Annotated in this window: 2 protein-coding genes and 1 pseudogene; 1 reads left to right on the top strand and 2 read right to left on the bottom strand. The window is 28.1% G+C overall.

From position 1 onward, the window contains the following. A pseudogene (locus X275_RS09290) lies at positions 1–737 on the top strand (AAA-like domain-containing protein); the annotation flags it as partial. Positions 738–1010: 273 nt separating this feature from the next. On the opposite strand, the gene ispG reads toward X275_RS09290, so the two are convergent. Then, on the bottom strand, positions 1011–2081 hold the full coding sequence (gene ispG / locus X275_RS09285; RefSeq protein ID WP_047268550.1) for a flavodoxin-dependent (E)-4-hydroxy-3-methylbut-2-enyl-diphosphate synthase: 1071 nt from the start codon (positions 2079–2081) through the stop codon (positions 1011–1013). 14 nt (positions 2082–2095) lie between these two features. Next, positions 2096–3607, bottom strand: coding sequence for a site-2 protease family protein (locus tag X275_RS09280; protein WP_052913824.1), 1512 nt, complete (start codon positions 3605–3607; stop codon positions 2096–2098). Positions 3608–3971: the final 364 nt, after the last annotated feature.

The raw sequence follows: 3971 nt of genomic DNA, 5'->3' as shown, positions 1-3971 counted from the left end.
ATATGAGAGTATATATAGACAAAAACATATCAAATATAATAAACAAAGCCAAAAAAGAAAAAGAATTAATGATGAAAATATTATTTGAACCAAATAATATAGAATTTAATATATATGATGAAAACATAAAATTCTTATATATAAACGGAGTAATAGACAATTGTGAAGGTATATGCTGTGTAAAAGTGCCGTTGTATTACAAAGCATTATATGCAAGATTCAAACCACAAATAAATGGAGAAAAAAATTATATGGCAACAATAAAAGATACAATAAAACCATATATAAAAGAAGATGGAAGCTTGGATTTAAACAAATTAATGAAAAGGTATATAAGATACATAAAAGAACGAGGAGCAGTAATGTTCAGAGGCAGAAACTATTACGAAGGGGTATATCAATACAATCTTGATCAATTTCTTGGATTATATGTAGAAGCGGCAGATGGAAAAGTATATCCAGAAACACAAGTTGGCGGAGGAAGAATAGACTTATTAATAAATATGCGTAACAAAGAATACTTAATAGAAATAAAAGCAAACATAACAGGAAATGATTATGAAAAAAGTAAAAAACAAATAAAAGAATATATAAAAAGAAAAGGGCTAAAAGAAGGATGGTTAATAATATACTCAAATACAATAAAAGATTTTGAATATATAACAGAAGAAGAAAATGGAATAAAATTACACATTTGGTTTATAAAAACCAATTTTAAAAGTCCTTCGAAAATATAGAAATATTTTTAAAAAGAGGAAAAGATTCAGAAATGCTTATTGAAAGGTAGTATATTTTTCTGATTATTTTGACTTTTCAAACTTTACTTTGAATGTAAGTGTCAAATTCAGGAAAATATATAAGTGCTAGTAGATAAAAAAACAATCCTCAAAAAGAGGATTGTTTTTGAAAAATTAGATTATTACACATATTATTTTTTCAAAAAGGGTATTGACATAATCAAAATTCTAAAAAGAGTCTCTTAGTTGCAGTATTTCCAAATATTCTGTATTTTATGAATTTTTGTTAATATTTTTTCTTTCTTCTATTAAAATTTCAATGTATTTTTTGAAAGTGTTTTCGAGCTTTTCGAAAAGAACGGTTTCAGCAATTTTACCGTTAATAAATATTGCACCGCCTGTTTTGGTTCCAGCTATGCCAATATCAGCATGTTTTGCTTCTCCTGGTCCGTTTACAACACAGCCCATTACCGCAATATTTAAACTTTCATTAATATCTTTAGTCCAGTCTTTAACTTTTGTAGCCAACTCTTCTACATTTATTTCTGTTCTTGCGCAGGTGGGGCAAGCTATAACTCTGGGGCCTTTTTTAAATCCTAACAAAGTTAATAATTTTTTTGCAGCTAATACTTCTTTAATAGGATCTCCTGCTATGGAAATTCTAATTGTATCTCCAATATTATTTAATAGTAATGTTCCAAGTCCTGCAGAAGATAATATTAAAGCATCCTCATAAATTCCAGCTTCAGTAATTCCTATATGCAAAGGATATGGTACCTTTTCTGAAATATATTTATTAGCCAAAAAGTTTTCTTTAGCATCAGTCGATTTTATTGAAATTACGATATCTGTGAAGTTTAGTTCCTCCATTATTCTCACTTCTTCTAAAGCACTTTCAGCTAAGGCTTTAAATCTTGGCATATTCGAATTTTCAAATTCTTTTTTTATAGAACCGGAATTTGCTCCTACCCTGATGGGTATATTTGCATCTTTTGCAGCTTTTACAACTTCTTTTACTTTCCATTTACTGCCAATATTTCCAGGGTTGATCCTTATTTTTGCAGCTCCAGCTTTTATGGATTCTATAGCTAACCTGTAATCAAAATGTATATCAGCAACTATAGGGACAGGAGATAAATTACAAATTTGTTTAAAAGAAGAAATATCATCAAAATTTCTAACAGAAACCCTTACTATTTCAGCACCTGCATTAGATAAATTTATAATTTGCCGTATTGTACTTTCTGTATCAAAAGTGTCGGTATTTGTCATACTCTGTATAGAAATAGGATTATTTCCTCCAATTGGGATATCTTTTACATAAACTATTTTTTTTGAAAACATAAATATACCTCCAATTACTTAAAAAATCTTAAAATATCGTTGTAAGTAAAATAGACAAAGAGTCCCATTAATATTATAAAACCTATAGTATGAATCATAGCTTCTACTTTTGGATTAGTTCTTTTACCTGTTATCATTTCATAGATTGAAAATACAATTCTTCCACCATCCAATGCAGGTATAGGTAATAGATTAACAATTCCAAGGTTTAATGTAATTAATGCTATTAATGAAATCAAAGCTTCAGGACCAGCCTTTGCTGCCTGTCCAACAACACCAGCGATTCCAACAGGTCCCATTACTTCGGTAGTCTTAACCTTTCCTGTAAATAATTGAGAAATCGTGTCAACCATAGCTTTTAACAACGTGTTAGCCCATTGTATGGAAACAGTTATTATTTCAAAACCTTTTGGTCGCCATTTATCAAAAGCATATTTAAGAATCAAAGGTTCTTGAAGTATTTTGAAAAATTCTTTTTTACTTAAAGTAAGATCCATAGTTTTCCCATTTCGAAGAATAACTATATTTAAATTATCTGAATTTATGGGCGTGATATATTCTGAAATCCTATTATTAGTTATGGTAATCATAATATCTTCTGAATCTAACGATAAAGGAGTTAAATATTTTATTATATCCAAACCATTATTTATTGCCTTAGAATTAATGCTTAGTATAATGTCATCTTTTTTAAAAGGTGGATAATCTTTATTTATTACATTTGAAAAAGTAGCAAAATAAACACCTATAGCATATCTTTTTTGAGAAATATTATAACCTTTGATTTTTCCTTCTATTTTCGAACCATCATTTAGTTCAATTATTAGTTTATCTCCTTTTTCTAAATTTGGTAAAATAGATCCTATGTTTTCTGGTGGATTTAAATTAAACGATTTGATAGTTTTATTATTTAAATTAACTATTTTTTCTGATTTAAATATAATGGTGTATTCTGGATTGTATAATTTAGGCGCTATTTCTAAATTAATAATATTATTGTTTCTTAAAATTTCCAAATCTAAAAGCTTACCCTCTTTAATAGCGAGGCTCAAAATAGAACTATCAAAAACAATATTATTGTTTACTTTTTTTATAACATCACCAGGTTTAATACCGGCATAATAAGCAGGTGAATCATCTATAACATCTTCTATCTTAACTTCTGGGAATCCATATAACAAACCGGAAATTGATAAAACAATATATCCCAGAATAATTGAAAATAAAGGTCCAGCAAAGGCAATTAAAAATTTTTGCCATGGTTTTTTGTTGTAAAATAATTCTGGATTATCAGATAGCTCACCATCTTCAATTTCTTCGCCTGCTATTTTAACATATCCTCCAAGAGGAATGAGATTAAATCTAAATTCAGTTTCTTTTCCTTTATAAGAAAATAATTTTGGTCCCATACCTATGGCGAATTCTTCAACCTTTGTTTTAAATAATTTTGCAAAGATAAAATGTCCTAATTCATGAAAAAACACAACTATTGTTATAACAACCATGAACCAAAAAAGAGTTATCATTAAAACACCTCCGTGATTATTAGATTTTTTAAGTAATATTAATTTTAACATATATATGTTAAATAGGTATAATGTAGTATGAAATATTATAGTAATAAAAATTACATTAGGATTTTTTAGGGAATACAGTCTATAATATATCTTTATTTGTAGTATTTTTATATTTATTGAAAATTGAAAAAAAGCATGAAAACCAATCTCTCGATGAATTCACTAACGATTAACAAAATTAACAGTATTGTAAGTTGACAAAATAGAAGAAAGGTGGTAATATATATACTCGGACGCGGACGAAGAGCCGCGGGAAGGAAAGGAAAGCTCCTTGACAAGTGAACAGAGACACCCAGCGGAAGTAAGAAGAGAG

The organism is Marinitoga sp. 1197 (assembly GCF_001021165.1).
GTDB lineage: Bacteria > Thermotogota > Thermotogae > Petrotogales > Petrotogaceae > Marinitoga.
This window is presented reverse-complemented; position numbering and strand designations above follow the sequence as displayed.